Raw genomic sequence first — 24,257 nt, 5'->3', positions numbered from 1 at the left:
TTCAAGAACGGATTCCTTGCTTAATCCCGGGCACTAAATCTCCCACTTCTCCGTACTCTATGACGACGCGAGAAGCGAGCAATGCATCAATCTCATGCCCGGGAAAACCCGCGCCACCGAGTACTGCCCGGGTGTCAGCACCGGGTGGCCGCACGGGTCCAGGTGTTCGAGTGGGAGTACGGGAAAAGCGCGCGGGGAATGTCGGCTCATGGCCCTCCCCCAGTGGCACAAACGTCCCGCGAGACTGGTTGTGCGGATGCATCGGCGCTTCGGCGAGGCTCAAAACTGGTGAGACGCATGCGTCGGTCTGCTCGAACAGTCTCGCCCACTGATCTCGGCTCCGAGTTGCGAACACCCCTTCGAAATGTGCCCGCATCTTCGGCCACTGCTGCTGGTCGTATTGCTTGTAGTCATCAGGTTGAAGGCCGAGGCCGGCACATAGTTCGGTGAAAAATTGCGGTTCCAATGAACCGACAGCGATGAATTTTCCATCGGCGCAGCGGTAAGTATCGTAAAAGGGTGCCTGTCCGTCGAGAAGGTTCTGCTCGCGCTCGTCCTTCCAAAGTCCCCGAGCGTGCATGCCATAGATCATGGTTGACAACGACGCCGCTCCATCAACCATCGCAACTTCAACCACTTGACCCAGCTCCCCATTGGCGCGGGCGTGTAGCGCCGAAAGAACTCCCACGAGAAGCGGCAGCGCGCCGCCGCCGAAGTCGGCGATGAGGTTTGCGGCTTGTCGGGGTTTTTCCCGTCCCCCCGTAGCGTGTAACGCGCCGCTTAGCGCCGCATAGTTTATGTCGTGCCCGGCCAGGGGTGCCATGGGCCCAGTCTGGCCCCAGCCAGTAATGCGAGCATAGATAAGTCCAGGATTCAGGACTCGACATTGCTCAGGGCCTACTCCAAGCCGTTCCGCCACTCCGGGGCGCCAACCCTCGACGACAACGTCAGCGGATTGGGCAAGTCGCAGCACTACGTCGGCACCCTCGTCTTTTTTCAAGTCCACAACGAGGTTGGGTCGACTCCTGTTCAGTGAGTCGATTGGGATTTGAGTCAGCCCCGCACCACTGGGCCGGTCGATTCGGATGACTTCAGCCCCGAGCTCGGCGAGGTGCATGCAAGCAAAAGGGGCGGGCCCGAGCCCGGCGAACTCGAGGACGCGCAGCCCGGCGAGCGGTCCGCTGGTTGGAGCTTTCGATACTTCTTGCGATTTCATATGCCCTCCTTCGAGTGTGGCTGATAACTCAAACCCGTACGGGAGTTGGCGAAGTAGGAATTTTCGCGGACTCCCTCTGACAATCCCAAGGCGTGACTACATGTCGTTATCTTTGGAGAGTGCGCATCGTTCTCAGCTTCGCTGCAACCATCCGCGTTCCTCCAATAGGTGGCCTGCCTTGCAATGGATGGCGCCCCAAGGGGCCCCTCCGAGCCGAGATGTCGGAAGCGGCTCAGTCCTTCTAATTTCATCCGGACCGGCCCTACTACTGGTTAGCGGGGGGCCATGCGGAGCGCTCCATCCATCCTGATCACTTCTCCATTGAGATAGTCTTGGTCGATCAGTGCGAGTACCAGTCGGGCATAGTCATCGGGCTTTCCTAGCCGCTTTGGGAAGGGGACGCCAGCGGCAAGCGAAGAGCGGAACTCTTCTGAGAGTGTCGCCAGCATCGGCGTTTCGACGATGCCTGGAGCGATCGTGTTCACACGGATGCCGTACTGGGCGAGGTCTCGTGCGGCTGGCAAGTTGAGTCCGACGACGCCGCCCTTGCTTGACGCGTACGCCGCCTGACCGATCTGACCATCGTAGGCAGCTATGGATGCGGTATTGATGATGATGCCACGGTGGCCTTGCTCGTCTGGCTCGCTCCTTGCGATTTCCTCAGCAGCGATCGCAAGTACGTTGAACGTGCCAAGCAGGTTGACCTGAACGATTTTGGCGTATAGATCGAGATCGTGGACACCGCCTCGGCCAAGGATTCGTGCGGATGGCCCGATCCCCGCGCAATTAACTACCACCCGAAGCGGGAAGCCAGATATCGAGGAGGCCCGATCAACTGACACCTTTACGCTCGCTGGGTCGGTGACGTCTGTCGCCACATACTCGATGCCGTCGACGGCCTGGGCCGAGTCAATCGCAGCGGCCAAGTCGAAAACGAATACTCGGCAGTCCTTCGCGGCAAGCGCGGCTGCGGTGGCGGCGCCAAGGCCGGAAGCTCCTCCGGTAACAATAGCGGCGGTTCCGGTAATATCCATTTATCTCTCCAGGGTGTAATGGGTGAGCGATCAAAAAGGGAAATTTTGACTCTGCTAAGCAGTCGCCCTACCCCCAGTGGCGAAGTGCGCCGCCGGAATCGCGGTCGAGGTGGCGGGCGATGACCATGCGCTGAATCTGGTTGGTGCCCTCGAATATCTGCATTGCCTTGGCTTCGCGCATGTACCGTTCGAGTGGAAAATCGCGGGTGTAGCCGTAACCGCCGAGCACCTGAACGGCATCGGTGGTGACCCTCATCGCGTTGTCCGTGGCGACGAGTTTCGCGATCGAGGCTTCCTTGGAGTACGGCAAACCGGCATCTTTTAAGCGCGCAGCGTGAAGAGTGGTGGCGCGCGCGGTTTCAACGCCCGCTGCCATGTCAGCCAGAATGAAGGCAAGCCCTTGATGTTCAATGATTGAACGGCCAAATGTCTCGCGCTCCCGGGCGTAGTCCCGCGCATGATCCAGCGCTGCTTGGGCGAGGCCCGTTGCAACGGCGGCGATGCCGAGACGGCCGGCGTCCAGGCCAGCGAGTGCAATTCTGAGGCCGTCCCCCTCGTTGCCCAGAAGTTGGTCGGGCTGAACGCGGACGTTATCAAAGCGGATCGTTGCGGTGTGGGAACCCGTCAGTCCCATCTTCTTCTCGGGCGCGTCGGCGCTTAGTCCCTCGGCGTCGGCAGGGACCAGGAAGCAGGAGATGCCTTTGCCGCCGCTGTCAGCGGTCCTAGCCATCACCTTGTAGAAGTCAGCTTGACCACCATGCGTGATCCACGCCTTGGACCCGTTCAACAGGTACGAGTCACCATCCCGGTCCGCCCTGCAGCGCATTGCAGCCGGGTCGGAGCCAGCGTCCGCTTCCGACAGGGCATAGGCACCGAGCAGTTCCCCGCCTAGCATGTCGGGGAGCCACCGAGCCCTTTGCGCTGCCGTCCCATGGGTGGCCAGGCCGAAGCATGAGAGCACGTGCACTGAGACGCCTACTCCAACACTGGCCCAGACGCACGCAATCTCCTCTAGTACTTGGAGGTAAACCTCGTACGTCTGACCTCCGCCACCGTACTCTTCGGGGTAGGGGAGACCGAGAAGTCCCACTTTCCCCAGCAATCGAAAGGCCTCCCTAGGGAAGTGCTCGTCGGCCTCTGTTGCGGATACTAGATCCTTGAGCTCCTGAGCCATCAGGTCGCGAGTCAAAGCCACGAGATCGCGCGTCTCCTCGGACGGCAGGACGCGGGTTGCTGGCATTTCTTCTCCCATCAGGGGGCGGATGGATCTTCACTGTCCTTAGCTGCTTCTGCTGGCAGTAACGACCTAGTCAAGGTGCAGCGGACGTTGCAATCGCTAAGTCTTCCGCAGCAAGTGCTCTTTACCAGCGATCAATACTCTAACATAAGAACATTGAGCTTTAACAAACGGAGGGCAGGCTAATGGCCGATCTTGAGTATGAAGTAAGTGACGGAGTTGCCACGATCCGATTGAATCGGCCTGGGCAGCGAAACGCCTTCACGCTGCCAATGCTGCAGTCATGGGTTGAGGCGCTGGCTTCGGCCCGCGACGACAATGATGTGCGTACCGTCGTGCTTACGGGTACGCCGGGCGCGTTCTGCTCCGGGGTTGATTTGAGCGCCTTGGGGGCTGACGATTCACCTTTGCAGACCAAGTCCGTGCTGGCGGATCACGTTCACCGCGTCGCTTTGGCTGTGGAGGATCTTGACAAGCCCCTCATCGCGGCCGTCAATGGGCCCGCGGTAGGGGCTGGCATGGATATGGCGCTGATGTGTGATTTGCGCTTGGCCGCGTCCTCGGCAACCTTCTGCGAGGGCTACGTCAAAGTCGGCTTAGTGCCGGGAGATGGTGGTTGCTACTATCTGCCACGGATCGTGGGGATGGCCAAGGCGCTGGAGCTATTGTGGACCGGCGATGTGGTTTCGGCGTCGGATGCTCTCAGCATGGGCCTGGTTAGCCGCGTGCATCCCGATGAGTTGTTCGCGACGGAGGTCGAAACTTTTGCTCGCCGACTCGCTTCGGGACCCCCAGTGCATTTGAGAATGATTAAGCGCGCCACGTATCAGTCTGCTCGAAGTGACTTACGGACAGCATTGGATCTTATCTCGTCGCATATGGCGGTAGCCAGGTCCACGGCGGACGCCAAAGAGGCATTTGCCGCCCTCAGGGAACGTCGACCCGCCAAATTTGTCGGCGCATGAACATCCCTTTTCTCCACATCAGCGGCTCCCTCAACGGGTAATAAGTGTTTAGAATTAGCTCTAACACATGAGATTAGATGTATGATTGGTCGCATGTATTCGCAACTGTCGAACTGTCGGCAGCGCTGCGATCGCCCGTGAATTCCGCTCTTTCAGCCCCCTTGATCCTCGACCCGAAGGTCGAGCGCCAGCTCAATGCTGTCTGTGTTTTCTTAGCTAACCCGGAGGTAAACCGTGATATCGCAGCTCAAGCGTCCAAGTCGAACGAAGCGGCCAGTGTCGCGCACACCGAGAGGGTATAGCAAGTGAGCGACAAAAATCCTCTTTACGGTCTGCCGGAGGAGCATCAGGCAATCCGAGAGGCCGTTCGCGGACTTTGCTACGCAAAGATCGCGCCCCATGCTGCGGAGGTGGACGACCAGGCACGGTACCCGCAGGAGGCTCATAACGCCCTTGTCGAGGCGGACTTCCACGCCCCCCACGTGCCGGAGCTTTATGGAGGGGTGGGAGCCGATGCGCTAGCCACGTGCATCGTGATCGAAGAAGTCGCGCGAGCCTGCATGTCGTCTTCTCTCATAGTCGCCGGCAACAAGCTTGGCTCGATGCCGCTTCTTCTGGCGGGTTCAGAGGATCTGAAGCATCGCTACTTGACTAAGCTGGCCGAGGGTGAGGGGTTCTGTTACGCCTTGTCTGAACCGGAAGCGGGGTCGGATGCGGCCTCGATGAAGACCCGTGCGGTTCGGGACGGTGATTCGTGGGTGCTAAATGGGGTCAAGCGATGGATCTCGAACGCTGGCGTGGGAGCATATTACACGGTGTTGGCTGTGACCGATCCCGATCTTCCTTTACGCCAGCGATCAAAAGGTATCAGCGCGTTTGTGGTGGAGAAATCGGATGCCGGCGTCTCGTTCGGTGCGCCGGAGCGCAAGCTGGGCATCAAGGGATCACCCACGCGAGAGGTGTACTTCGACAACGTCCGCATCCCTGGTGATCGGATGATTGGGGCGGAGGGGACCGGATTCGAGACCGCCATGCGAACTTTGGACCACACGCGGGTCACTATCGCGGCACAAGCGGTGGGCGTCGCCCAAGGTGCGTTGGACTATGCCCTCCTCTATGCCCAAGAACGACGTCAATTCGGGAAGCCAATTGCTGAGTTCCAGGGACTGCAATTCATGCTGGCCGACATGGGTATGAAGGTGGAGGCTGCTCGCCAACTAACGTACGCTGCCGCCGGCCGCAGCGAACGCAGCGAGCAAGATCTGACCTTCTTCGGGGCCGCGGCCAAGTGCTTCGCCTCCGATGTGGCGATGGAAGTCACTGTGAATGCTGTCCAGGTGCTGGGTGGCTACGGCTACACGAAGGATTACCCGCTGGAACGGATGATGCGAGATGCGAAGATCACTCAAATCTACGAGGGCACCAACCAGGTCCAGCGCATCGTGATGGCCCGTCAACTCTTGTCCGGAATTCAATCTCAGCTATGAGAACGGAAGTCGGTACGGTAAGTCCTCGACGTAATTCGGATTCCTCCGGGTGGTTCGCCTGAGTCAGGTTTTCCGGTGGGTGGCGGAGTCTGCCTTGAGGAATCCTTCGACGGCTTCAAAGCTGCTGTGCAGATGCGCTGTCATCCGTTCACGGGCCAAGTCCGGTGCCCTGGATTCAATGGCGGCCAGGATATCTGCGTGCTCGCTGTTGGTCGCGTGCCGCCAGTGCGGACCAACGTTAAAGGCGCCCCGGGCGAGGGGGGTGATCTCGGACTGCACGTCGGCCTCAGCTTTGACAAGGCGCGGCGAGCGTGTGCAGGAGGAGATCATGACGTGGAAGGAGGCGTCCGCCTTGCGGAACTCCGCGAAGGTTTCTGCATTGTCCATCTGTTTTATGAGTGCGCGCAGCTCGTCAATCTCATCGGGAGTGGCCCGACTTGCGGCTAAAGCCGCGCTGTGGGCTCCAATGGCAATCCGATAGTCGGTGAGATCGCGCGCCAGCTCTTCGCTTATCTCGGGCGTACCCGCGCTTCGGCCCCGTTCGGTCATCGACAGGGCGTCCGGATTGATGTACGTTCCTCCCATGCGGCCTCGGCGGGTTTCAAGGTAGCCGGCTTCACGCATGATGGCGAGAGCTTCTCGGAGGGTCATGGCAGAGATACCCAGCTGCTCCGCAAGGTCAGACTCCGCCGGCAGCCGCTCACCAACGGGGAATATTCCCAGATTCACCGCCTCGCCTAAGCGGCGGACGGTTTGGGCAACTAGGCCCCCGCTCGGGCCGATGCGGGAGAGTACGACGTCGCGTACCAGTTGATTCGCCTGCGTGGGTCGCACTGCAGAGGAGTCCGTAATGTCCATAACACCAGATTATAGAGGACATGGGCTCAGCACTTCTTTATTTACTATGAACCATTCTCGCCTTCGTCTGCATAACCGGGTGTGGGGGCAAAACAAAAGGTTGCCCGGTGGCTCGCAGTGCACTTCCAGGACCACCCAAGGAGCCGCCTCAACACAAAAAGGGCTGGACCAGGCGGGCAGGGCGGCGCTGACCCGTGCGATCACTCCCTCACGCGCACTTGTGCCCCTCCGTAGGCTTTCGCCTAGAGGAACCGTCGGAGCTTGGTTACGAGATCAAGGGCGTCGCCCTGAGGTGCTGGAAATGTCTAGCAGGGCTTATCTCTCCGTCGATCTGAGCTACACGCCAACCTGACGTCAGACCGCCCCGCCAGCACTGTCAGAATAGGGTCCGCTAATGGATTCTTAGGCCATCCAAGCAAGGAGCCTAAGATGCCAATCTGACAGAGTGTCCTTATTTGGCAGGCGCCTGCGGCTATCGTCCGGTCGAAGCACGGTCCTGTCCGGCCCGTGCTCCAAAGGTCATTTTGGACAGATCGATGTGCTGCTCCCCGTCTCGCGAATCTCGACGTAAAACTCTTGATCGGGCAGCGCGTCATCTGAAGCAAAGATGGTGACTGCAACGTCATTTCCCGGCGGAAGGGCTCTGGCTGTGATCAGTCCCCCTGCGGCTCTGTCTAAGACGGTGATGAGTTGCGTCGATGCTTCAAGGAGTACGGCCGGGGGAAGGTCTGTCTCCCGGTCATCGCAAATTTCTACGGCTACTCCTCGGGCACGGGCGGCGCGGGCGGATCTCAAAACTGTCGCCGTAGCCAAAGCTCTCCCTCGGACCTGATCCCTTAGCTCGTCCTGTAATAGCAGGCAGCTCGTTCTATCCCGCTCCTCAATTGCACGGGCAGCAATTTTTGACAGCAGGGGCTTGGCCTTTCGCTCGAGCTCCGTCACCCACTCGTTGTGGGAGACCCAACTAGCGTGCTCCTTCGCCAGCCGCGCAGAAGATGTTCTCTGACTGGCTTCATTGGCTCTGATCTGGACATCACAACGAGCGAAGACCTTACTTACCGCGTGAGAAATGGCGACCCACATCACCGGTGTCAGGATCATGGCCAATCCGTCTACAGGCGTTAGCCCATGGAGCAGGGAGCCGCCGAAGTCGAGGACCGCAAACATGCTAATTCCTACCCAGGCTGCGACTATTTGCTTTCGGATGGCGACGGTGACCATCAGCATCTGAATAGCGCCACAGTGCCAAGCTGCGTAACCCGGGTGGTCGACAAAGGGAAGGGTGCTCTGGACAAGGACGTCCATAACTAGGACACCAATGACCGCGAAGACAGCGTGCCGGCGTGGCATTCCCCTGTCCTCTGCCGGCCAAGTCGTGAGAACCATTAGGGCCAAACAGACTCCCATCGCCACTAAAGCGGGCCAAATGGCCGCGACCCGGTGGAGGTTCGCGATACCGAGCAGGATGTGGGCCGCCGGAAATGCCAGGCCCATAGCCAGGATAAGTGGGCGGCTGATTGCGTCATTCATGCCCGCGAAGGTTTTCCTTCCATGTCAGTTGCACTCTTGTGCCCGTTCCGGGCTTCGAAGTAACAGTGGCTGTGCCGTCTGCGTCGCGCATTCTGTTCAAGATGGATACCCTCAGGCCCAGCCGTTGGGCGGGGACCTTTTCAGTGTCGAAACCAGGACCCTCGTCCGTGATTTCAATGACAGCTTGAGCGGCTCCTGTGAGGGGGTCGCGATCGAGAATGACCTCGACCTGGCTGCCGCCACCGTAGGCGTGAATTGCGCTGTTTCTTACAGCTTCGGCCGTTGCTTGAATCAATGCGCGGCTGGGTACCAGGGGGAGGGCCAGGGGCTCTCCCGTGCTGAAATCCGTACATGTGATCTTGGTGGGGTAGCCCGCGGTGGCACCTGTGAGACGCCCGACGAGCTCAGCTGTGCTTATGAACGATTGCTCATTGCCCGTGCGAAGCGATTCCAACTGATCCAAAGAGTCTTTGGCCGCTTTTGCTGCGGCGTCAATCATTTCCGTTGATTTTGCCCGGGCTGCGATAGTCAGGGTAGCCATTACGGTGTCGTGGGTAAGCCCGTCCAAACGCGTCCGCTCGGTGCGCAGCGCCTCTGCTTTTGCAGCGCCAGCTGTTTTCAAAATCGCAGCCTCAGCGGCGCGATCGGCAGCGTCAGACGCCTTGCGGAGTGTGGTGATGGGACTGATGATCACCACCGCCATGGCGGCTGTCAGCAAGGCATCCTGTGCTGATTCGTACCACGCGCGGGCGTTACCGGCAGTTGTAAGCGGTACCAGGCACACAAGAGCTGAGAACACCGCACCGTATATAGCTGAAAAACCCGCATTGGAGGCGATGCATGCCAGTGCAATGCCGATACCGGCAATCCCATAGGACCAAGGCCGAGACGCTACTTGGCCGCCATGCCCAATCAGTCCTAGGTGCCATAAAAGAAAGCTGACGAGTATGAGCGCTGCCGAGATCCCTGCGGCTGTCTGCACCTGCCTTCCTTGATGCCGCACTAGTGCTGTCCAGAGAATAGTGCCCGGAATGCCCACCATAAGAGCCAGGTCCCATCCGAAGGCGCTCGTAGGTATCTGTACAACAAGGTCTGGAAGGGCAAGGCCATATAAGACTAGTGAGAATACGGACACCGAACGCGTCAGTAGCCGTTCGATGTTGGTTCGAGAAATTGTCTTCGGCTCCGTGGAGTTTTTCTTTGCCACTGCCATCCTTTCCGGGGCAAGGGATGGGGGTCTAGAGGAGCTATTCTGCAAAATAAGTTGGCGATGCCATGAGGAACATCTCTGCTCTTACCGAAGAGACTTTAGTCAGGATCAACAAGGCCGTCCTCCACTGCCCGCCGCCGCAGCGCTTCCTTGTCCTTAGCCTCTCGCCCCACTGCTTCATACTTTTCACGGACACGTCGAATGTAAGTCTTTACGCTGCTGTCCTTGACATTCATTTGGGCAGCAACTTGTGCTCGTGTTCTCCCGGTTGCGTACAAGCGGAGCGCTTCGCGTTCCTGATCGCTCAAGTCAGCGATCGCAGAAAAAGCGGCGTCTCCGTCGATGGCTGCTGCCATCTGTTGATTGTCAATAATTTCTCCGTCGGCAACTCTTCGAAGGAAATTCAGAGTCCGTTCGTAGTCCTCCGATTTACGCGAAACTCCCGCGGCGCCCGCGGCCAGTGCCTCCCGAAGATCTGCAGCCTTGTCGGCTTGGCTGTACACCAAGACCTTGTACCCAGCGTTAATGATTCTTCGAACGTTGTCCCCCGGCCTGGTTCCGTCGGCGAGGGACATATCAAGGGCGACGACGTCGAACATCTTTTCTCCCCCTGCCAAGAGATCTTCGACCGTGTCGCTGGCCCGGACTACTACGACTGGTACAGACGCAGTCTTGGCATCGAGGTAGGCCGCCGCTGCGAATCCCACCCGAAGCATCTCGTGGTCATCGACAACGCCGACCCTAATTACTGTTTTCATCAAAACCCCTATCGCGCGTAGTACGACCCATGCCGTCCCGCTAAGTATTCCAAGTTGCACGCGCGGATTTACGGATTCAGGCGTACTTCAAATGTTTGTCACCCATATGGGTGACAAACATTTGATTTACACGAAAACGGAGTCGTACGCGCAAAATGTGACCCTATTCTGGTGTCAACTGCTCCAAGTAAGGGAAGCCCGGTGCAGTCCTCTCAGTTCGACTTTCGAAGGCCCGTCCCATTTTCCTGCCGTGGATAACCCGGATTGACCCCAGCCGTGGACAGCTTGGAAGTCGGCTCAGTTCCTGGCGTGTGGTCCGCGGCAGCAAAGACTTAAGCGTGTCCCACGTCTTTTCGTCAATTCGTGACCATCCGGCGGTGTTAGTCAAAGATTCCTGCTTCAGGGGTTATATGGGGAAGAGCAGTCTTGTCAGGGGTGGGGGTTTTGTGTCCGTCGTAGGCGCATTTTTTGAAGGGGCCTTCTTTGTCCATGAGGATGCGCATGTGGGGGTCGGCGTGGTTCAGCCACCATGTGCTGACGCCGAGGGCGGGTTCGAGGCGTAGGTGTTCCCATGCGCGCCAGATGGCTTCCATGCGGATGAGGGCTTCGGGGTGTTTGTACCATTCTGGGCACCATGCGTAGGCTGCGCCCTCGTTGACTTCGCGGACGTAGGACTGGGCCAGGAGGTCAGCGAAGAACTCCACGGCGCTGGAGTAGACCAGTTCCGGTTCGGGCTCGGCGTGGCTGTGCCGGCCGGTCGCGGACTGCTCCTCTTCGTCTCCGAAGGCGTCCGCGAACTCTTCACTCACGGATTGTCCCCGTCCGTCCACGGGTTATGAGCTGGCACCGACACCGGCTCCCGCTCAATTGTTTCCTTGGCTGCGAGGGAGTCTTTGACCTTTTGGGCGTGTGGCCCTTTCATCCAGGGGATCGTTTCGATCAAGGTGGCCGGGGCGCCGGAGGCGAGCAGGATGGCCCGGAACCTTGGGAGCGCTGTTAGGTCGGCGACGGACAGGATTTCGTCCTTGCTTTCCTGCCGGGAGGAGGAGGATCCGGTTCTGCTGTGGCTGCGGGAGACGTTGATGTAGCTGTACTGGCCGATGAGGCGGGAGAGCTCGTCGAGGTAGCCGACTTCGGAGACGCCGCCGCCGTAGATTTTGACGTTGGATGCGGACCAGAGTTTCCGCATTCCTTCGAGGTTCCAGACTTCCACGCCCTGGGACCAGGACTGCAGGATGGTCATGAGGATGATGCCGCGGGAGCCGTAGTGGCTGTACTGGTCCGGCAGGGCTTTCCACCGGCAGACGTTCGCGGCTTCATCGAGGATGCCCAGCAGCGGGGTTGCGAGGCGCCCGCCGGGTTGGGAAGTGGCGTACTTTTCGGCAGCTTCGACGACGGCGACAGTCAGAGCGGTGACCAGCGGGCCTGCGGTTCCGACTCCTTCGCGGGAGAGGCTGTAGAGCGTGCCTTTGCCGCGGACGAAGTCTTCGGGGACGAACTGCGGACGGGGGTCGGTGTCGACGGTGGTGCCCGGTGTGGGGGTGACCCATTGGCTGACGTCCCGGTCGGTGAGGCAGGAAACCATTTGCCGGGCGGTGCCGTAGACGCCGGCCCGCTGCTTTTCCGGTTCCCTGATGTGGCCGATGACCATGTCTGCGAGAAGGTCAAAGCCGGCGGTGCGGAGGATGTCAGCCGGTGCTTCATCGTGTGGGCGGGTCAGCCAGGTGTACACCTGCGTGATCGGGGCGGCGCTGAGCGAGGCGGCGAGCAGGAGGGCTTTGAGCAGGTTTTGCCCGGCCGGGTCGAAGTAGGCATCTGGCTTGGTTCCGGGTTCCCGGGAGCCTGCGGAGAAGTGGGAGGCCATGTTCCCTGCCGTGGCTTCGTTCGTCACGTACGAGAGCGGGTTCCACCACCAGGATGGCTCTTCCTCGGCAACGGCCTGCGGGTCAAAGACCCACACCTGCCCGGCCTCCGAGCGGATAGGCCGGGTGACGTCGACGATGTCACGTTTGTTCGATGTGGCGATCACCGCGCCGGGTGCGTCAAGAATGGCGGGGACGGCGTAGGAGGTGGTCTTCATCGTGCGGGGACCTGCGATGAGGATCAGCATGTCCTCCCAGGATGCCCAGAGCGGCCGCTTCCCGGCAACGCTGCGGCCGAGGCGGACACCGGTGGAGTTTTCCACGCCGAGGCGCACGGCCGTGGCCGTGGCGCCCTTGGTCGAGAGGTGGTTCAGGTCCTTGCCTCGGCCCATGTACACCGCTGCCTTGTCCACCCTGGTGCGTTTGCTCGCGGTCCGGGACCGTACCAGCAGCACAGTCACCACCAGTGCGATCAGGACACCGGCCAGCACGCATGCCACCACTGTGGACTGGTCTGGCCAGGGCACCCGGCCCTTGGCCAGCCCGGCGATCAGGTCAATCGGGTGCGCCGGCGGGAAGTCGAGGCCGGCCATCCAGGACCCGAGGTGGGCGGCAACCCAGGTGCCGCCGCCGAAGATGGTGGCGGCGCCGATGGCGAGCCAGATCCCCAGGGCGTCGCCGAGGCCTGTTCCCTTGCGGTTCGGGGCACTCATGCCGCACCTTCTTCCCGGATTGGAGCGGCCGCATCCAGCAGGGTTTGTGCCGGTGTATGCCAGCGCTTGTTTGTGTCGTTCAGGGAGGCTTCGATGGAGGTCAGGCCGATTTGGACGGGGATGCCTGGGCGGCCGCCGACCTTGATGAGGAACTTGCCCCGGCCCGGGGGTTCGACGTCACCGCCGCGGGAGTCCCATGAGGGCGGGTCCTGCCAGGAGATGAGTTTCTGTTGTTCCTGCCTGGAGAGCGGGATCGCAGCCGTCAGGAGTGGCATTTCAGAAGCGGGGAGGCCTGCGCAGATGACCATGCCGGAACGTTCGACAAAGCCGCGGGCTTTCATTCTGTCTTCTTCCGCCGGGAGGGCCAGCAGGTCCGACATGGTGTGGGAGATCATGACCTGCCCGACCCCAACACTCCTGTTGAGCCGGGTCAGGGCGTCGACGCGGTCGACCATGCCCTTGCCCGAGCGCAGCGCCCGCCACAGCTCATCGAGGACGACGAAGTAGTTCCGGCGTGGTTCCAGTCCGGCGTCTGCGAGGGCGTTGGCGACGTTGACGGTCCCGAATCCGTAGGACCAGCACGCCAGGAGGATTGCTGCCTGCAGGTCGGTTTCGGTTTCGTCGATGCTGGAGACATCGAAGACCACGGCCCGGTCCCGCCGCATGGGGTTGGTGGTTTGCCGGGAGAAGATTTCGCCGAGCTTCCCGCCACCGGTCAGGCCCAGCAGGGTCGCTTCCAGCGCACGGGTTTCCTGGAGGTAGACGGTCATGTCGCCGCGGTCCAGGGCGACCTGGCGCAGCTCGGCCGGGGCCGCGGTGATGACGTCGAGGAGGTCTTTAAGGACCGGGATGCCGTTGAACGTGTCATCGAGCACCCGCAGGGCCCGGTCAAGGATGGTCTGTTCCTGATCCGTTGGGGGTGAGTTCCGGCTGATCGTGATGAGGGAGACGACCATATTTAGCCGCCGGCCGTGGGCGTCGGCCCGGACCCGGACGGCCGCGTCGTGGTGCCCTTGTTCTTCCAGCAGCTGGGCGACCTCGACGGCCTGGCCGGGATCAAGGATGTTCAGGTAGCCCCGTCCCCGGCCGAGCCGGATGACCTGACCGCCCAACGCCTCGACCGCGTCGACGTGCTCTGCCTTCAGGTCCCCCAGCACGAGGGGGTGCACGCCCTGGCCGGAGAGGCCCAGAAGCATCCGTCGCACCAGCGTAGATTTACCCAGCCCGGGTTTGCCGAGAATGAACGCAGACGGGTTGGAGATCAGGTGGGCACGCTGGAACCAGCTGATCGGGTCACAACAGACCGTCGCCTGGGTCTCCTCATGCCGGCCCAGCGGCACACCAATCATCGGGGAGGACGTGCCGGAACTGAACGGCCACAACCCGCACACCTGCACCGTCGTGCCCCGGTACTCCCGCACCGCAGGAACCAGGGCAGCTGCTCCCCCGCCACGGCCGCCCCAGCCACGCGAGCCGGGACCCCGGACACGGCCAGGACGCGACGCCCCCTCCTTCCCTTGCCCGGTGGAAGACTTCTTTGCTGTGTTTACTGTTTTCACTTTCTTCGCTTGCAGGATCGTGTTGCGGGCCATTTAGAGGGCCTCCCTGACTTCGCTGGGCAGCAGGATGTGTTTGGGGAGCACCAGGCCCAGCGGCAAGGACGCGGCGAAAGCGGTGTCCTGTGAGCCGTAGGCGCGGCGGAGCAGGACCCGGGCGGTCCCGGAGGTCTGCTCGATCGCAGCCACCGCATCCGGAAGCCGGGCAGCGTCGGTCACCGTGGCAGTGACGACCATGCCGAAGTTCACCAGCCCGGCACCCTGCGCTTCCTCCTGGGCAGTCTGAGCCGCCGACCGGGCATCGACCAGGGCCCTGGCGCTGGGACGGTTTCCGGAGGTGATGCGGACGTTGGCGTTGTTCTGGTCCCGCTCCACCACTGCGGCGGCACGGGCCGAATCCATCGGACGGTACAGCAGGGAGACGCGTTTGCGGTCAACGTCCCCGTGCGGGGCCAATAGCCGGGACAAGACCGAAGAGTTCACCGAACCCCGGGGTGCACCCGTCATGGTCCAGGAGACAGAGAAGGCACTGTCGTGCCGGTACTCGTCCCAGTTCGCCTGCGTCGCCGTGGGGCCGACCTCGCCCCAGGTCAGGGCGACCGGGGAACCGGCCGCGTGGGCCTCATCGATAATCAGCGCCGCGGGCGGATCGTAGGCAATCCGGACGACCTCGCACAGTTCCTGCGCTGACATCGGCCGGGCGATCCCGGCGCCAGTGGCCTGCAACCGGGCACCCAGCCCAGGAATGCGGGAGGCGATGTCGCGGGCCACGTCCTCCGGCTCCCGCTTCCGGGACCCTGCACGGAGGGAAGCGTTAAAGGTCAGGGACACCCAGGCCCGCACGGTCGCAGAACCTTCCGGGTAGGTCCGAATCACCTCCCGAAGGATGGCCTTAGCCGCTTCGGGGGCGTTCTCGTCAATGTTCATCTCGACTTCATTGCGCAACCGGTAGCCCGAATCCGGAGCCGTCTCTACAGTCACTGCGGCGGCTTCCAACCCTGCCTCATCGCCCAGTCCGGCGAGCCAACCACCCCAGTTCGCCACCCACGCATCGACCTGCTCAGGATCCACGAGCGAGGCGCCGTCTGGTTCGGTGGAAAAGATGACGGTGAAGTGACTGGTGGTCGGTACATGGAGCATGGCGAAGGGGCGGTTGTAGGAGTCGTTGAACTCATACAAGCGCGACTTCGCCGCCAACCCCGGAAGCTGATACATGCCCCACTCCGTCACCCCCAACGGACCCGAGCGGTACAAGTTCGCACCCGAGGAACGGGCGAGCCGAAAATTCATCCGGGTCGCGAAACGGTCCACCACGGACTGGCCGTGCTTGTCCTTGACGGTCAGCAGCAGAACCAGCACCCCGGCGACGGCCAGGACGCCCAAGCCCGCGAAAAGGCCCCAAATGGCAAAACTGATGATACCCAGCAGCAGCCCGGCCATGACAATCCCGGTGCCGACAGCGCCAAGGTCCCCCAGACCTGCTGACCTCGGGACCCGCCAGTTTCCGTAGGACGGTTCCTTGTATTCGGTATTAATTGCTGCCACTGGGGCCCTCCCCCGTTGAATCCTGCGCTGTCTGTTGTGCGGCCGAAGAGGCCCGTGAAGCTACCTGCCCGCCAACGGCGACAGCGACGCCGGCCGGACCTGCAGCCTTCGCCGCCCCCGACGCGGCTCCCGGGCCAGTTATGCTGGCCCCCGCACCTGGGGTCGAAGCCCCGGGGCTTCCTGCAGTGCCCTTACCGGGGACTCCCCCGGCTCCGGACGCTCCGGCGGATCCCGGGGAAGGTTTAGCGTTCCCGCCGTTGGTCCCGCCGGGACCTTGACTGCCGCCAGGAGACGCAAAGCCCTTGGATGGTTGGCTGGGCGGGGTCGGGGAAGCATTCCCGCGGCCGCTTCCGCTGCGGCCCAGAGATACAGCACCAGTGGCCATGGCCCCTGCAGCAGCAGGGGCGCCTCCGCCAGAGCCTGAAGCGATAGCACCGACCATCGGGGTGACAAACCGCATCAAAGCCGGGAGGGCAAGTACTGCGACCACCATGAGCGCGAGTCCTGTAATTGAACCGAGCAGTGCGTCTTTTTCCGTGCTGAAGTCCATGAGCTTGAAAGCTGACGCGTACACGATGGCTGCTGCGGGCTTGTACAGAATGAAGGCAATGGTCCACCCAACGGCCTTCTGAAACCACTGCCTGCCCATCTCTGTATTAGTGAAGGCAGCGGTAGTGGGAAGAATGCCGGCCAAGATGACCAGCATTCCGCCGCGGACAACCATCAGGACTATCTGGACCAATGAGGTCAGCAGGCCGATAAGGCCGAGGATGATGAGAATAAAGACAGCGTCGCTTTGGTGAATGACTGCCATAGCCGTGAACGCCTCGGCAAACCCCCTCCCGTCTGTGGAGCGCTCAATGATGGCAGCCGAGAAAGCGTCGGCCGCCATGACCAAGATTGAAATCACGCCGAGGCCAAGCCCTGCAACCAGTGTGAGTGTCAGAAGCGACCTGAGGAGGTCCTTTAGTGGCGCCCCGCGCTGCTCCCAAATCATCCGAGTACCGCCAAGAATGACCGAAAGTACGGCCAGCGTCAGCGTCCAGTAAGACAGTTCAGAATTCAGAAAGCCCACCACCGGGCTGGCCGTCACGCCGTCCTCTGTCGTGAGGTTAGTCGTCGGCATGCTCACCCAAAACGTCGACAGGGTAGTCACCATACGGCTCAGTCCTTCGAGGATGGACTGCGCAAGATTTCCTATCGCGTCATTTGCGATGTCGGCAACTACATCCCCGGCGACGCAAGTAATGTCCCCCAGCTTGCATTCAGCCACGTCAGACTCCGGACCAGAGGATGAAGCCGCTTAGGGAACTGAGCCGGGACGTGCCGTTGAATATCTGTCCATCATCAGCGGCCTTTACTTTCCAGTCCCCATCAACCCACCGGAGCGATAGCACCGAATGAGCCAGGGCACCGTTCGGTAACTCAAGGGCCAGATCAACGTCTGCTTCCATCGCGCTGTAGGACTTGATCAGAAATCCGCGTATCTGAGCGCTGTCTGTGCCAGTCGCTGACGAAGGCGACCTATTCTCGGCATCCTTTATGGCAGCATCCCGGCCGGGACCGGGGACCAAGAGCTTGTCGGCCAGCTTCAGTTCGTCCTGCTCGGTTGAAGAACCTAGGGCAATGACGTTGGCCGCGGCGTAGAGGGCTCCGGTTGGTGAGTGCGCGAAGCAGGAACGGAAACCGTCGGTGTCTGTGACTCCTGGCCCGAAGGTGTCAGGGTCTTTGGGCGTTGCCATCCTTCCTACTAGCTCCCAGTTGGACCCGGGGGCAGTTCCCAAAGCCGTTTCCGAGGTAGAGGGCAGACCGCAGATGCTACTGGACGCGGCGTTACTTGGTGTCGAGGCCGCCGTTGAGTTGCCTTCCAGAGCGGACGGGGCTGGCTGCTGCGCGCCACCGTCCCCCTTCGGGAGCAGGAAGATGACGATGACGGCTGCTATCAGTGCGACCACGAGGGCGGCCGAAATGACGAATCCGGGTTTGGTGAATGGATTCCGTTCGGTGTTGTTCTGTGTGGATTCGCTCATGATGAACCTCCGGGGATTGGGTTAGACGAAGGCGCGGACGATACCGGAGGCGCCGGTGATGATGATGCAGCCGGCGAGGACCCAGCCGAGCTTACCGACGGATTCGCCCCCTTCGCCGCGTCGTAGCTGGATGACCATGCCGATACCGACGATGATCACGCCCAAAACGCCGAGGACCAGGCCGATGCCGGAGGCCCAGTTCAGTACGGTGAGCAGGCCCTGTGCCTGGGGAGGTACGACAGGGGTCGGGTTCGGGATGACGCTGGCGGGAAGAGCTGCGATGAAGTTCATGGTGAGACCTTTCGAGGTATGGCGCTGTAGAGCTGTTGGTTGGTTAGTTGGTGAGGGCTGTTAGGTCGGTGATCAGGCGTTGGTAGTCGCGGCCGGGTGTCCCGGTGGTGGTGTCCCCTAGCCGCCAGGATTCGACCCAGGGGAGCATCCAGAGTCGGGGGGCTCCTCCGCCGATGAGAGCTGCGAAGTCCCGCAGGGCTTTGGGTAGTTTTCCCGGTGCATCGGCCAGGACCGCGAGGCCTAGCAGGTTAACGTCGGGAGCTGCGCCGGAGGCCCATTGGATGAGGGCTCTTTGCGCTGCTTTCAGTCCGTGCATGTCTGAGCGGCAAACCAGGAGGACGGCAGGTTTGCTGAAGCCGTCTTCAAGGATGGGCCAGGCATGTTCTGTTGGGCGTGCGCCCTCCACGAGGTGGCTGAGCCGGGTTTCGCCCGCTCCCCCGTGGGCGCCGGTAACCCAGACCGTTGCCGTGCCGGTGACCGTGCGGCGGGCGAGGCGGTCAGCTGCGTCGGGTTCCACCATCCCCAGGACCGGGCGGGTGATGATCGCCGGCGGAGAACCATGTTCATCTGCGGTGGCTGCTTCGGGCTCTGCCGTTTCTGGGCTGGTGATCCAGGGGTTCAGTTGCTGGTTCATCTGCATCCTCCTTTCAGGACTGGATTGTGGCGGTCAAGGGGGTACTTAGAAGCCTTTGGCGACGGCTGCCGCGGCGGCCAGCCATGCGCGCTGGGTGGCGGGCTGGAGGGCTTCGTAGCGGATGGGGCCGTTAACCAGGGCGGGGTCGTAGGGAATCCGGACGAGGGCCCGGACGAACGGTTCAAAACCATCGGCGATCCGCTGGGCCTCGTCCTTGGCCCGCTTCAAGGCATCCCCTGACATGGCGCGCTTGGCATCGGTGGATTCGGAGACGATGACAACGGCGTTGCGGGCCAGCTCGGCGTCGTGGCCACCACGGGATTCGAGGGTCTGCAGCGTCAGCCGGGCGGCTTCTGCGCGGTCCTCAATGGCCGTCACCGGCACGACGAGCTGGTTGGTGTGGTGAATCATCCTGCGCCAGTTCGCTGCCCGGGCGGTGTTGCCCGAATCCATGACCACCAGCCGGTAGTACCGGGTGAGGACCTGGTGGGCGATGTCCACTTCCTCAGCGGTGACTTCGTGGTCGCCTTCCTCGTTCTCATCCGAGCGCAGGACATCGAACTTGTCAGCGGTCTGGTGGTGAACGAATTTAGCAATCTCGGCAGCGTTCGTTGCCGGGGAGAGCAGTTCGGTCGAGGAATCGATCAGGTCCAGAACGCTCCGGTCATGGGCGCCCTTTTCCGTCCGCCAGCCCAGGGTGCCTTGGGATTCGTTGTTGTCCCAGGCGACGGTAGCTGCCCCGCTGTAGCGGGCGAGGATGGCCGAGAGCATCACGACCGTGGGGGTCTTGTTCGCACCACCCTTGCGGTTGACCACGGCAATGGTCCGGGGACCGGGCCAGTGCTGGCTGACCGTGCGGATATCTTCCCGCTCGGACAGTTCTTCGGCGGACGGGTCCATCCGGAAGCCAAGGCGCGTGAGCGCACCCCGCCAGCCCTGCGTGGCGGGTTCCAGGACCGGGGCGCTGACCAGGAAGGAGGTTTCCTTCAGGCTGCGCCGGGTCGGTGCCTCCTGGGCCTCCGGGGTCGGCGTGGACGTGGTTTCGGGTGTCAGGGTCATGGATGTTCCTGTCGCTAATGGGACGTTGCCCGGTACCTCAGTAATCGACTCGTCATTGATGGGCGCAGGGATGGTTTCTGCAACCGCAGGAGCAGGCCGGGATGCTGCGGGGGTGGGAGCTTCAGCCAGGCGGCGGCGTGAGGCCTTGGCCATGTAGGTGACGGACTCCTTAGTGCCGTCCGGGTTCACGATCAGCTCACCCTGGCCTTCCGGATCATCGACCTGGACACGCACCGGGCGATTCAGCGTCTTCGCTTCCCTGACCACGAGGGACAGGGCATTGTCGCGGAGTTGCTGCAGGGACTCTGCCGCTTTCACACTCCGGGAGTTGCCGGCAACAACCACTTCTGCGGTGCCGTTGGCACGGACGATGGCGTTGATCTTGGGGAAGGCCGGGACATCAGTCTGGTTCATGACCATAGCGTTCTACCTTTCTGAAACGTGGTGAGGAGTGTCAGGAAGCCGGTGGGGTGAGGCGGTTGACCTTCCACGGGGATTCCTTGCGCGTGCGGAGCAGCTGCACTGTGTAGGTCCCGGCGTCGGTGGGCACTGCCGCCATGACCCCGTAGCCGTTGGCTTCATCGACGTTCAGCATGGCCGGGCCGGTGACGCGGCTGGCGGGAATGTTGGCCGGGTCCACGGCGGAATAATCGGCGGTGGCCTGTGGCGTCAGCCAGCGGGCAAGATCATTGGCCCACTGCTCTTCCCCCAGACCAGGGCGGGCAAAGTCCGCCATGGCCTTCTGGGCGATGTCCACGGCCGCGTCCTTGCTGGCCTGATCCCAAGCGATGACGATCGTGGCCGGGGCCGTGCCACCGGGCGCCTGCGGGCCGCTGCCGGCGCTGAGCGAAACGGGCGCGGAAGGCGGGGCGGTCGATTCTGCCGGCGCCGGCGTGGTGTTCGCTGCCGGTGCGCACGCGGCGCAGAGTAGGGCTACTGCGATGAGGGCCAGGGGCTTCTTCACTTCGTCTCCTCTTGGGTGGGCAGGTACAAGAACGCTGAAGGGACATCGCTGCTGACTATGCGGGTGTAGTAGTTGTGGTCATCCGGGGGCGGGTTGCCGTTGTAGCCCTCTTCGACGTAGGTCCCGTCGTCCTTGACTTCCTTGACCACGGCGACGTGACCGAAGGTGGGGTCCGCTCCCCCAGCCCCGGGTGCATACCAAACGACCGCGCCGACCCGAGGCGTTTTGCCCGTGGCCCAGCCTTTGGCGTCCCAGCCGGCCTTCCACGTCAGGGCCGAACCAAGGCCCTGCCCGTCGGGGCGGAAGTTGCCGTTGAGGAACTTGAACGGTTCGCCGGTGGACCCCATTTGCTGGTTCACCCGCCATAGGGCGAAGTCCACGCATTCGCGGTAGAACATGCCCAGCGGTGATGCGGCGGCAGTGCTAGCTCCGACCTGCATCCAGGTCGGAGAGTCTTTCCACGGGTAGTCATCCCCGGCACCGGAGTGGCCTGGGATGGCGCAGTCGCTGCCTTCGAGGGTGAACTGCCCGTCCGAGAGTGCCTGGACGAGCTTTACGGCCTCCGGCCAGTACTTCTGGTAGTGGTACGGGTCGGCGTTGCGCTGCACCTTGTTGCCGGCAAGGGGCGGCTCTAGCAGCTCCCAGCCCTCGACCTTTTGCAGGGCCTTGATGAAGTTCGTGGCACTGATGGTCGGGTCCATGCGGTCGGCGTAGGAGCCCCACGCGCCGTTGTCGCGCTGCTGAAACAAGCCACGGGAATCGGGACCCGGTCCGTCACCGTAGTCCAGGACACGCAGCCCCGACTCCCCCAGCGCCACCATGACGCTGATGATCTGACCCTTCACGGACAGGTCCAGAGCCTTACCGGCACCCATGATCGCAGCGGCGTTCTTCAGCTGCTCCTCGGTGTAGCCCTCGACCTTCGTTTCGGCCTCGATGACAACTGAGACGGACGCGCCGCAATCGGCAGCCGCGGGCTTTGCTGGCGCAAGGAGCAAGAGGATGGAAAGGACCAGCCCTATCAAGATGCCAGGGACCACGATGACCGCCACGAGACCAAGTGACTTCCGCTGCATGCAAATCCCCCCTTTGAGCCCCCCACTGGCCCATACCAAGACTATCTGCGTGTAGTGGACATGTGCAACGGATGTAGTTGGCATGCTTCATACATATCCAAGGTTTGAGGAACGTTACGATGATTGGGCTTCGATACTCTTCCCGGGGTTGGCGCTGGAGGGCGGGACATGATGCTGACGACAAGGCGTGGCCTCGCCTGCCTGGCGTTCCTCGTACCCGCGGGCTCACTATTCGGATTCGCGGTCATCATGGCCCGCAAGATCGTTAGACGGGGCCCAAAGGACTACCGTCGTGCCGAGCTGACAGATGATGGCCGCAGAGTCCGCATCGACTTGGATGACTACACCAAAGCCCACGGCGACTTCGCCGTGTTTGACCCTGCGGCCGAGCGTTTCACCAGGGTCGGCGAGGTCACCCTGATCGACGAGGACCAAAAGTTCGTGGAGCGTCGAATCCATCCGACGGGGTCCGGGCCGGTGACTTTGGGACCCGTGGTCGACTGGACGCCCGACGTGTTCTTCGAACCTTCCGCTGTGGCCGAGCGGTTTGAAGAGGTACACATTCCCACCGCCTACGGCGCGGCGCCGGCATGGCTATTCGAAGGTAGGAACGCGGACACATGGGTGATCCACATCCATGGCAGCTGGACCGACCGCTCGATCATGTTTCGTGACGTCCACGCCTTCAGCGCCTTGGGATTCACCTCCTTGGTCCCCTCATTCCGCAGCGACCTGGAGGTCAGCCCACCGCAGGCCGAATCGAGCCACCTTGGTCAAACAGAATGGCGAGACGTGGAAAGCGCTGTGGCCTACGCCGTGGCTCACGGCGCGCAGCGAATCATCCTCTCGGGCTGGTCAATGGGTGGGACGATCGCCCTGCTCACAGCGGAGCGTAGCGCCTACCGTGACCGGATCGCCGGGATTGTCCTGGTTGGACCGGTCACGAGTTGGCGCAAAACCATCAGGGCAGGAGCGGAGGCCGCCGGCGTGCCTGCGGTAGGAGCCGGCCTTGTCATGTCCTTGCTTCAGGCTCCCCCATTCGCGAAGATGCTCGGACTGGAAGAACCGATCAACTTCGATGCCCTTGAGTGGGTCGACATACCTAACCGTGTGCCAATCCCAACCCTGGTCCTGCACTCGAGTGCCGATCAGGAGGTTCCCTGGGAAATCTCGGCGGCGTTCCAACGCGCGAACCCCGACACCGTCACCCTGATTCCCTTACCTGAGGCGCATCACACCCAGGAGTGGAATGTGTCACCCCACACCTTCACCAACGAGCTCACGAGTTGGATCAACAAAACGATCCTGACCGAAGGCTAGACCCGCGCGTCCAGCTTGGCCTCGATCTGGCTGATCCTGCCCTGAACAGACTCCGGGAACGGGCACATGTTCCCCCGCTGGTAGTTGTGCAAAACGATGAGGCTTTTGTAGACCCCATTTTCCAGCGTTTCGTTGAAAAGGTCCCATGCCGGACTAACTCGAGACGTATCTGCATTTACCCGGATCCTCAGCGCAGTAAGCCAAAGCGCATCGATCATCCAGAGCCGCAACCTCGGCAGCTGCTTGGACAGGAAAAGAATTAGCCACCCCGCGGCAGTCACCGAGAGGCCGGCATAGAAAAGACGGTCAAACCAGGCTCCGATCGCCTCTGCGAAGGCATCCCACGGCGTGAAGTGGAACAGCAGCACATATGCAATGTGGCACGAGACGGCCGCCGCGACCACGACCAAGCCCGCTGAGAATGTTGCGTACAGGCCCCTAGCCTTGTGCCGAAGCATGTAGATGATCCTAAGCACGGTGAATAGCAACGCGAACATGTACGTGCCGCTGTAAGTGGCAGTCGCAAGTTGGTCCATGCGGTAGTCAATGAAGTCCGCAGAGGTTGGACCTTTGTCCTCAATGAGGGCGAAGCTGACAATCATGATGGGAATGCTCAACAACGGAGCATAGTAACTCCACCTGACTGGTACGGTTGCTAACCGCCGCACACTGTCGTTGAAGAAGAAGATCGCCAACAGTGCGAATATGGCTTGAAGAAGGTTCGTCACGTTGACGCCACCGAGGTAGCTGTCGATGGACGCCAGCGGCGCAACCGTTCCCAGGACATAAAGTGCCGCCAAGCCGAACATCGATGCCACCCACGATGCCCGGGCTTCCGCCACCTTGACTACCGAGGGGATCCGAAGGAGGCATAGGGCACTGAGCAGCGCAAAGAGCAACTGTTTCATGGTC

The 24,257-nt window shown here is 61.7% G+C and carries 22 protein-coding genes; 3 read left to right on the top strand and 19 right to left on the bottom strand.

Annotation, left to right across the window (positions count from 1 at the left end; all coding sequences use genetic code 11):
* Nucleotide 1: 1 nt before the first annotated feature.
* The 3 genes from ACQ3DC_RS15925 to ACQ3DC_RS15915 all read right to left on the bottom strand — a co-directional run bounded on the left by ACQ3DC_RS15925 (nucleotide 2) and on the right by ACQ3DC_RS15915 (nucleotide 3,490).
* Complete coding sequence (locus tag ACQ3DC_RS15925) at nucleotides 2–1,216, bottom strand: CaiB/BaiF CoA transferase family protein (RefSeq protein ID WP_430752711.1); 1,215 nt, start codon at nucleotides 1,214–1,216, stop codon at nucleotides 2–4.
* Between the two features lie 272 nt (nucleotides 1,217–1,488).
* Entirely contained in the window at nucleotides 1,489–2,250 is a 762-nt protein-coding gene (locus ACQ3DC_RS15920; RefSeq protein WP_430752710.1) for an SDR family NAD(P)-dependent oxidoreductase, read from the bottom strand.
* A gap of 67 nt (nucleotides 2,251–2,317) precedes the next feature.
* Entirely contained in the window at nucleotides 2,318–3,490 is a 1,173-nt protein-coding gene (locus ACQ3DC_RS15915) for an acyl-CoA dehydrogenase family protein (protein ID WP_430752709.1), read from the bottom strand.
* A 182-nt stretch (nucleotides 3,491–3,672) separates the two neighbouring features.
* Between ACQ3DC_RS15915 and ACQ3DC_RS15910 the strand changes: the two genes are divergently transcribed.
* Nucleotides 3,673–4,452: an enoyl-CoA hydratase/isomerase family protein gene (locus ACQ3DC_RS15910; protein WP_430752708.1), complete on the top strand. Its 780-nt coding sequence runs from the start codon at nucleotides 3,673–3,675 to the stop codon at nucleotides 4,450–4,452.
* 305 nt (nucleotides 4,453–4,757) lie between these two features.
* A complete protein-coding gene (locus tag ACQ3DC_RS15905; RefSeq protein ID WP_430752707.1) occupies nucleotides 4,758–5,939 on the top strand; it encodes an acyl-CoA dehydrogenase family protein in 1,182 nt (393 codons plus the stop codon).
* Nucleotides 5,940–6,002: 63 nt separating this feature from the next.
* Here the strand turns inward: ACQ3DC_RS15905 and ACQ3DC_RS15900 are convergent, their stop codons facing one another.
* From ACQ3DC_RS15900 to ACQ3DC_RS15830, 15 genes are all read right to left on the bottom strand, one after another.
* On the bottom strand, nucleotides 6,003–6,797 hold the full coding sequence (locus tag ACQ3DC_RS15900; RefSeq protein WP_430752706.1) for a FadR/GntR family transcriptional regulator: 795 nt from the start codon (nucleotides 6,795–6,797) through the stop codon (nucleotides 6,003–6,005).
* 519 nt (nucleotides 6,798–7,316) lie between these two features.
* Nucleotides 7,317–8,327, bottom strand: coding sequence for a hypothetical protein (locus ACQ3DC_RS15895; RefSeq protein WP_430752705.1), 1,011 nt, complete (start codon nucleotides 8,325–8,327; stop codon nucleotides 7,317–7,319).
* Nucleotides 8,320–9,534 carry a sensor histidine kinase gene (locus ACQ3DC_RS15890; RefSeq protein WP_430752704.1) on the bottom strand — a complete coding sequence of 405 codons (1,215 nt, stop codon included), beginning with the start codon at nucleotides 9,532–9,534 and terminating at the stop codon, nucleotides 8,320–8,322. Before ACQ3DC_RS15890 ends, ACQ3DC_RS15895 begins: the two co-directional genes overlap by 8 nt.
* A gap of 101 nt (nucleotides 9,535–9,635) precedes the next feature.
* Nucleotides 9,636–10,295, bottom strand: a complete 660-nt coding sequence (locus ACQ3DC_RS15885; protein ID WP_430752703.1) for a LuxR C-terminal-related transcriptional regulator — start codon at nucleotides 10,293–10,295, stop codon at nucleotides 9,636–9,638.
* 380 nt (nucleotides 10,296–10,675) lie between these two features.
* A complete protein-coding gene (locus tag ACQ3DC_RS15880; protein ID WP_430752702.1) occupies nucleotides 10,676–11,104 on the bottom strand; it encodes a DUF4913 domain-containing protein in 429 nt (142 codons plus the stop codon).
* Nucleotides 11,101–12,870: a type IV secretory system conjugative DNA transfer family protein gene (locus ACQ3DC_RS15875; protein WP_430752701.1), complete on the bottom strand. Its 1,770-nt coding sequence runs from the start codon at nucleotides 12,868–12,870 to the stop codon at nucleotides 11,101–11,103. Before ACQ3DC_RS15875 ends, ACQ3DC_RS15880 begins: the two co-directional genes overlap by 4 nt.
* A complete protein-coding gene (locus tag ACQ3DC_RS15870; protein ID WP_430752700.1) occupies nucleotides 12,867–14,462 on the bottom strand; it encodes an ATP/GTP-binding protein in 1,596 nt (531 codons plus the stop codon). Before ACQ3DC_RS15870 ends, ACQ3DC_RS15875 begins: the two co-directional genes overlap by 4 nt.
* Nucleotides 14,463–15,971, bottom strand: a complete 1,509-nt coding sequence (locus ACQ3DC_RS15865; protein WP_430752699.1) for an SCO6880 family protein — start codon at nucleotides 15,969–15,971, stop codon at nucleotides 14,463–14,465.
* Nucleotides 15,958–17,130 carry a hypothetical protein gene (locus ACQ3DC_RS15860; protein WP_430752698.1) on the bottom strand — a complete coding sequence of 391 codons (1,173 nt, stop codon included), beginning with the start codon at nucleotides 17,128–17,130 and terminating at the stop codon, nucleotides 15,958–15,960. Before ACQ3DC_RS15860 ends, ACQ3DC_RS15865 begins: the two co-directional genes overlap by 14 nt.
* Before the next feature lie 115 nt (nucleotides 17,131–17,245).
* Nucleotides 17,246–18,001, bottom strand: a complete 756-nt coding sequence (locus ACQ3DC_RS15855) for a hypothetical protein (protein ID WP_430752697.1) — start codon at nucleotides 17,999–18,001, stop codon at nucleotides 17,246–17,248.
* Between the two features lie 21 nt (nucleotides 18,002–18,022).
* Nucleotides 18,023–18,292 (bottom strand): hypothetical protein, encoded by a 270-nt coding sequence (locus ACQ3DC_RS15850; protein ID WP_430752696.1) that lies wholly within the window; start codon nucleotides 18,290–18,292, stop codon nucleotides 18,023–18,025.
* A gap of 43 nt (nucleotides 18,293–18,335) precedes the next feature.
* Nucleotides 18,336–18,926 carry a DUF6668 family protein gene (locus ACQ3DC_RS15845; RefSeq protein WP_430752695.1) on the bottom strand — a complete coding sequence of 197 codons (591 nt, stop codon included), beginning with the start codon at nucleotides 18,924–18,926 and terminating at the stop codon, nucleotides 18,336–18,338.
* A 45-nt stretch (nucleotides 18,927–18,971) separates the two neighbouring features.
* Entirely contained in the window at nucleotides 18,972–20,399 is a 1,428-nt protein-coding gene (locus ACQ3DC_RS15840; RefSeq protein WP_430752694.1) for a chromosome partitioning protein ParA, read from the bottom strand.
* Nucleotides 20,400–20,439: 40 nt separating this feature from the next.
* Complete coding sequence (locus ACQ3DC_RS15835; RefSeq protein WP_430752693.1) at nucleotides 20,440–20,949, bottom strand: hypothetical protein; 510 nt, start codon at nucleotides 20,947–20,949, stop codon at nucleotides 20,440–20,442.
* Nucleotides 20,946–22,025, bottom strand: coding sequence for a CHAP domain-containing protein (locus ACQ3DC_RS15830; RefSeq protein WP_430752692.1), 1,080 nt, complete (start codon nucleotides 22,023–22,025; stop codon nucleotides 20,946–20,948). Before ACQ3DC_RS15830 ends, ACQ3DC_RS15835 begins: the two co-directional genes overlap by 4 nt.
* A gap of 168 nt (nucleotides 22,026–22,193) precedes the next feature.
* Here ACQ3DC_RS15830 and ACQ3DC_RS15825 point away from each other — a divergent pair, with 168 nt between their 5' ends.
* Complete coding sequence (locus ACQ3DC_RS15825; RefSeq protein ID WP_430752691.1) at nucleotides 22,194–23,345, top strand: alpha/beta fold hydrolase; 1,152 nt, start codon at nucleotides 22,194–22,196, stop codon at nucleotides 23,343–23,345.
* Here the strand turns inward: ACQ3DC_RS15825 and ACQ3DC_RS15820 are convergent.
* Nucleotides 23,342–24,253, bottom strand: coding sequence for a hypothetical protein (locus tag ACQ3DC_RS15820; protein ID WP_237430659.1), 912 nt, complete (start codon nucleotides 24,251–24,253; stop codon nucleotides 23,342–23,344). The two genes, ACQ3DC_RS15825 and ACQ3DC_RS15820, sit on opposite strands and share 4 nt — an antisense overlap.
* Nucleotides 24,254–24,257: the final 4 nt, after the last annotated feature.

The organism is Paenarthrobacter sp. NEAU-H11, assembly GCF_050573415.1.
Lineage (GTDB): Bacteria > Actinomycetota > Actinomycetes > Actinomycetales > Micrococcaceae > Arthrobacter.
The sequence above is the reverse complement of the archived record's forward strand: the minus strand, read 5'-3'. Positions and strand labels throughout refer to the sequence as shown.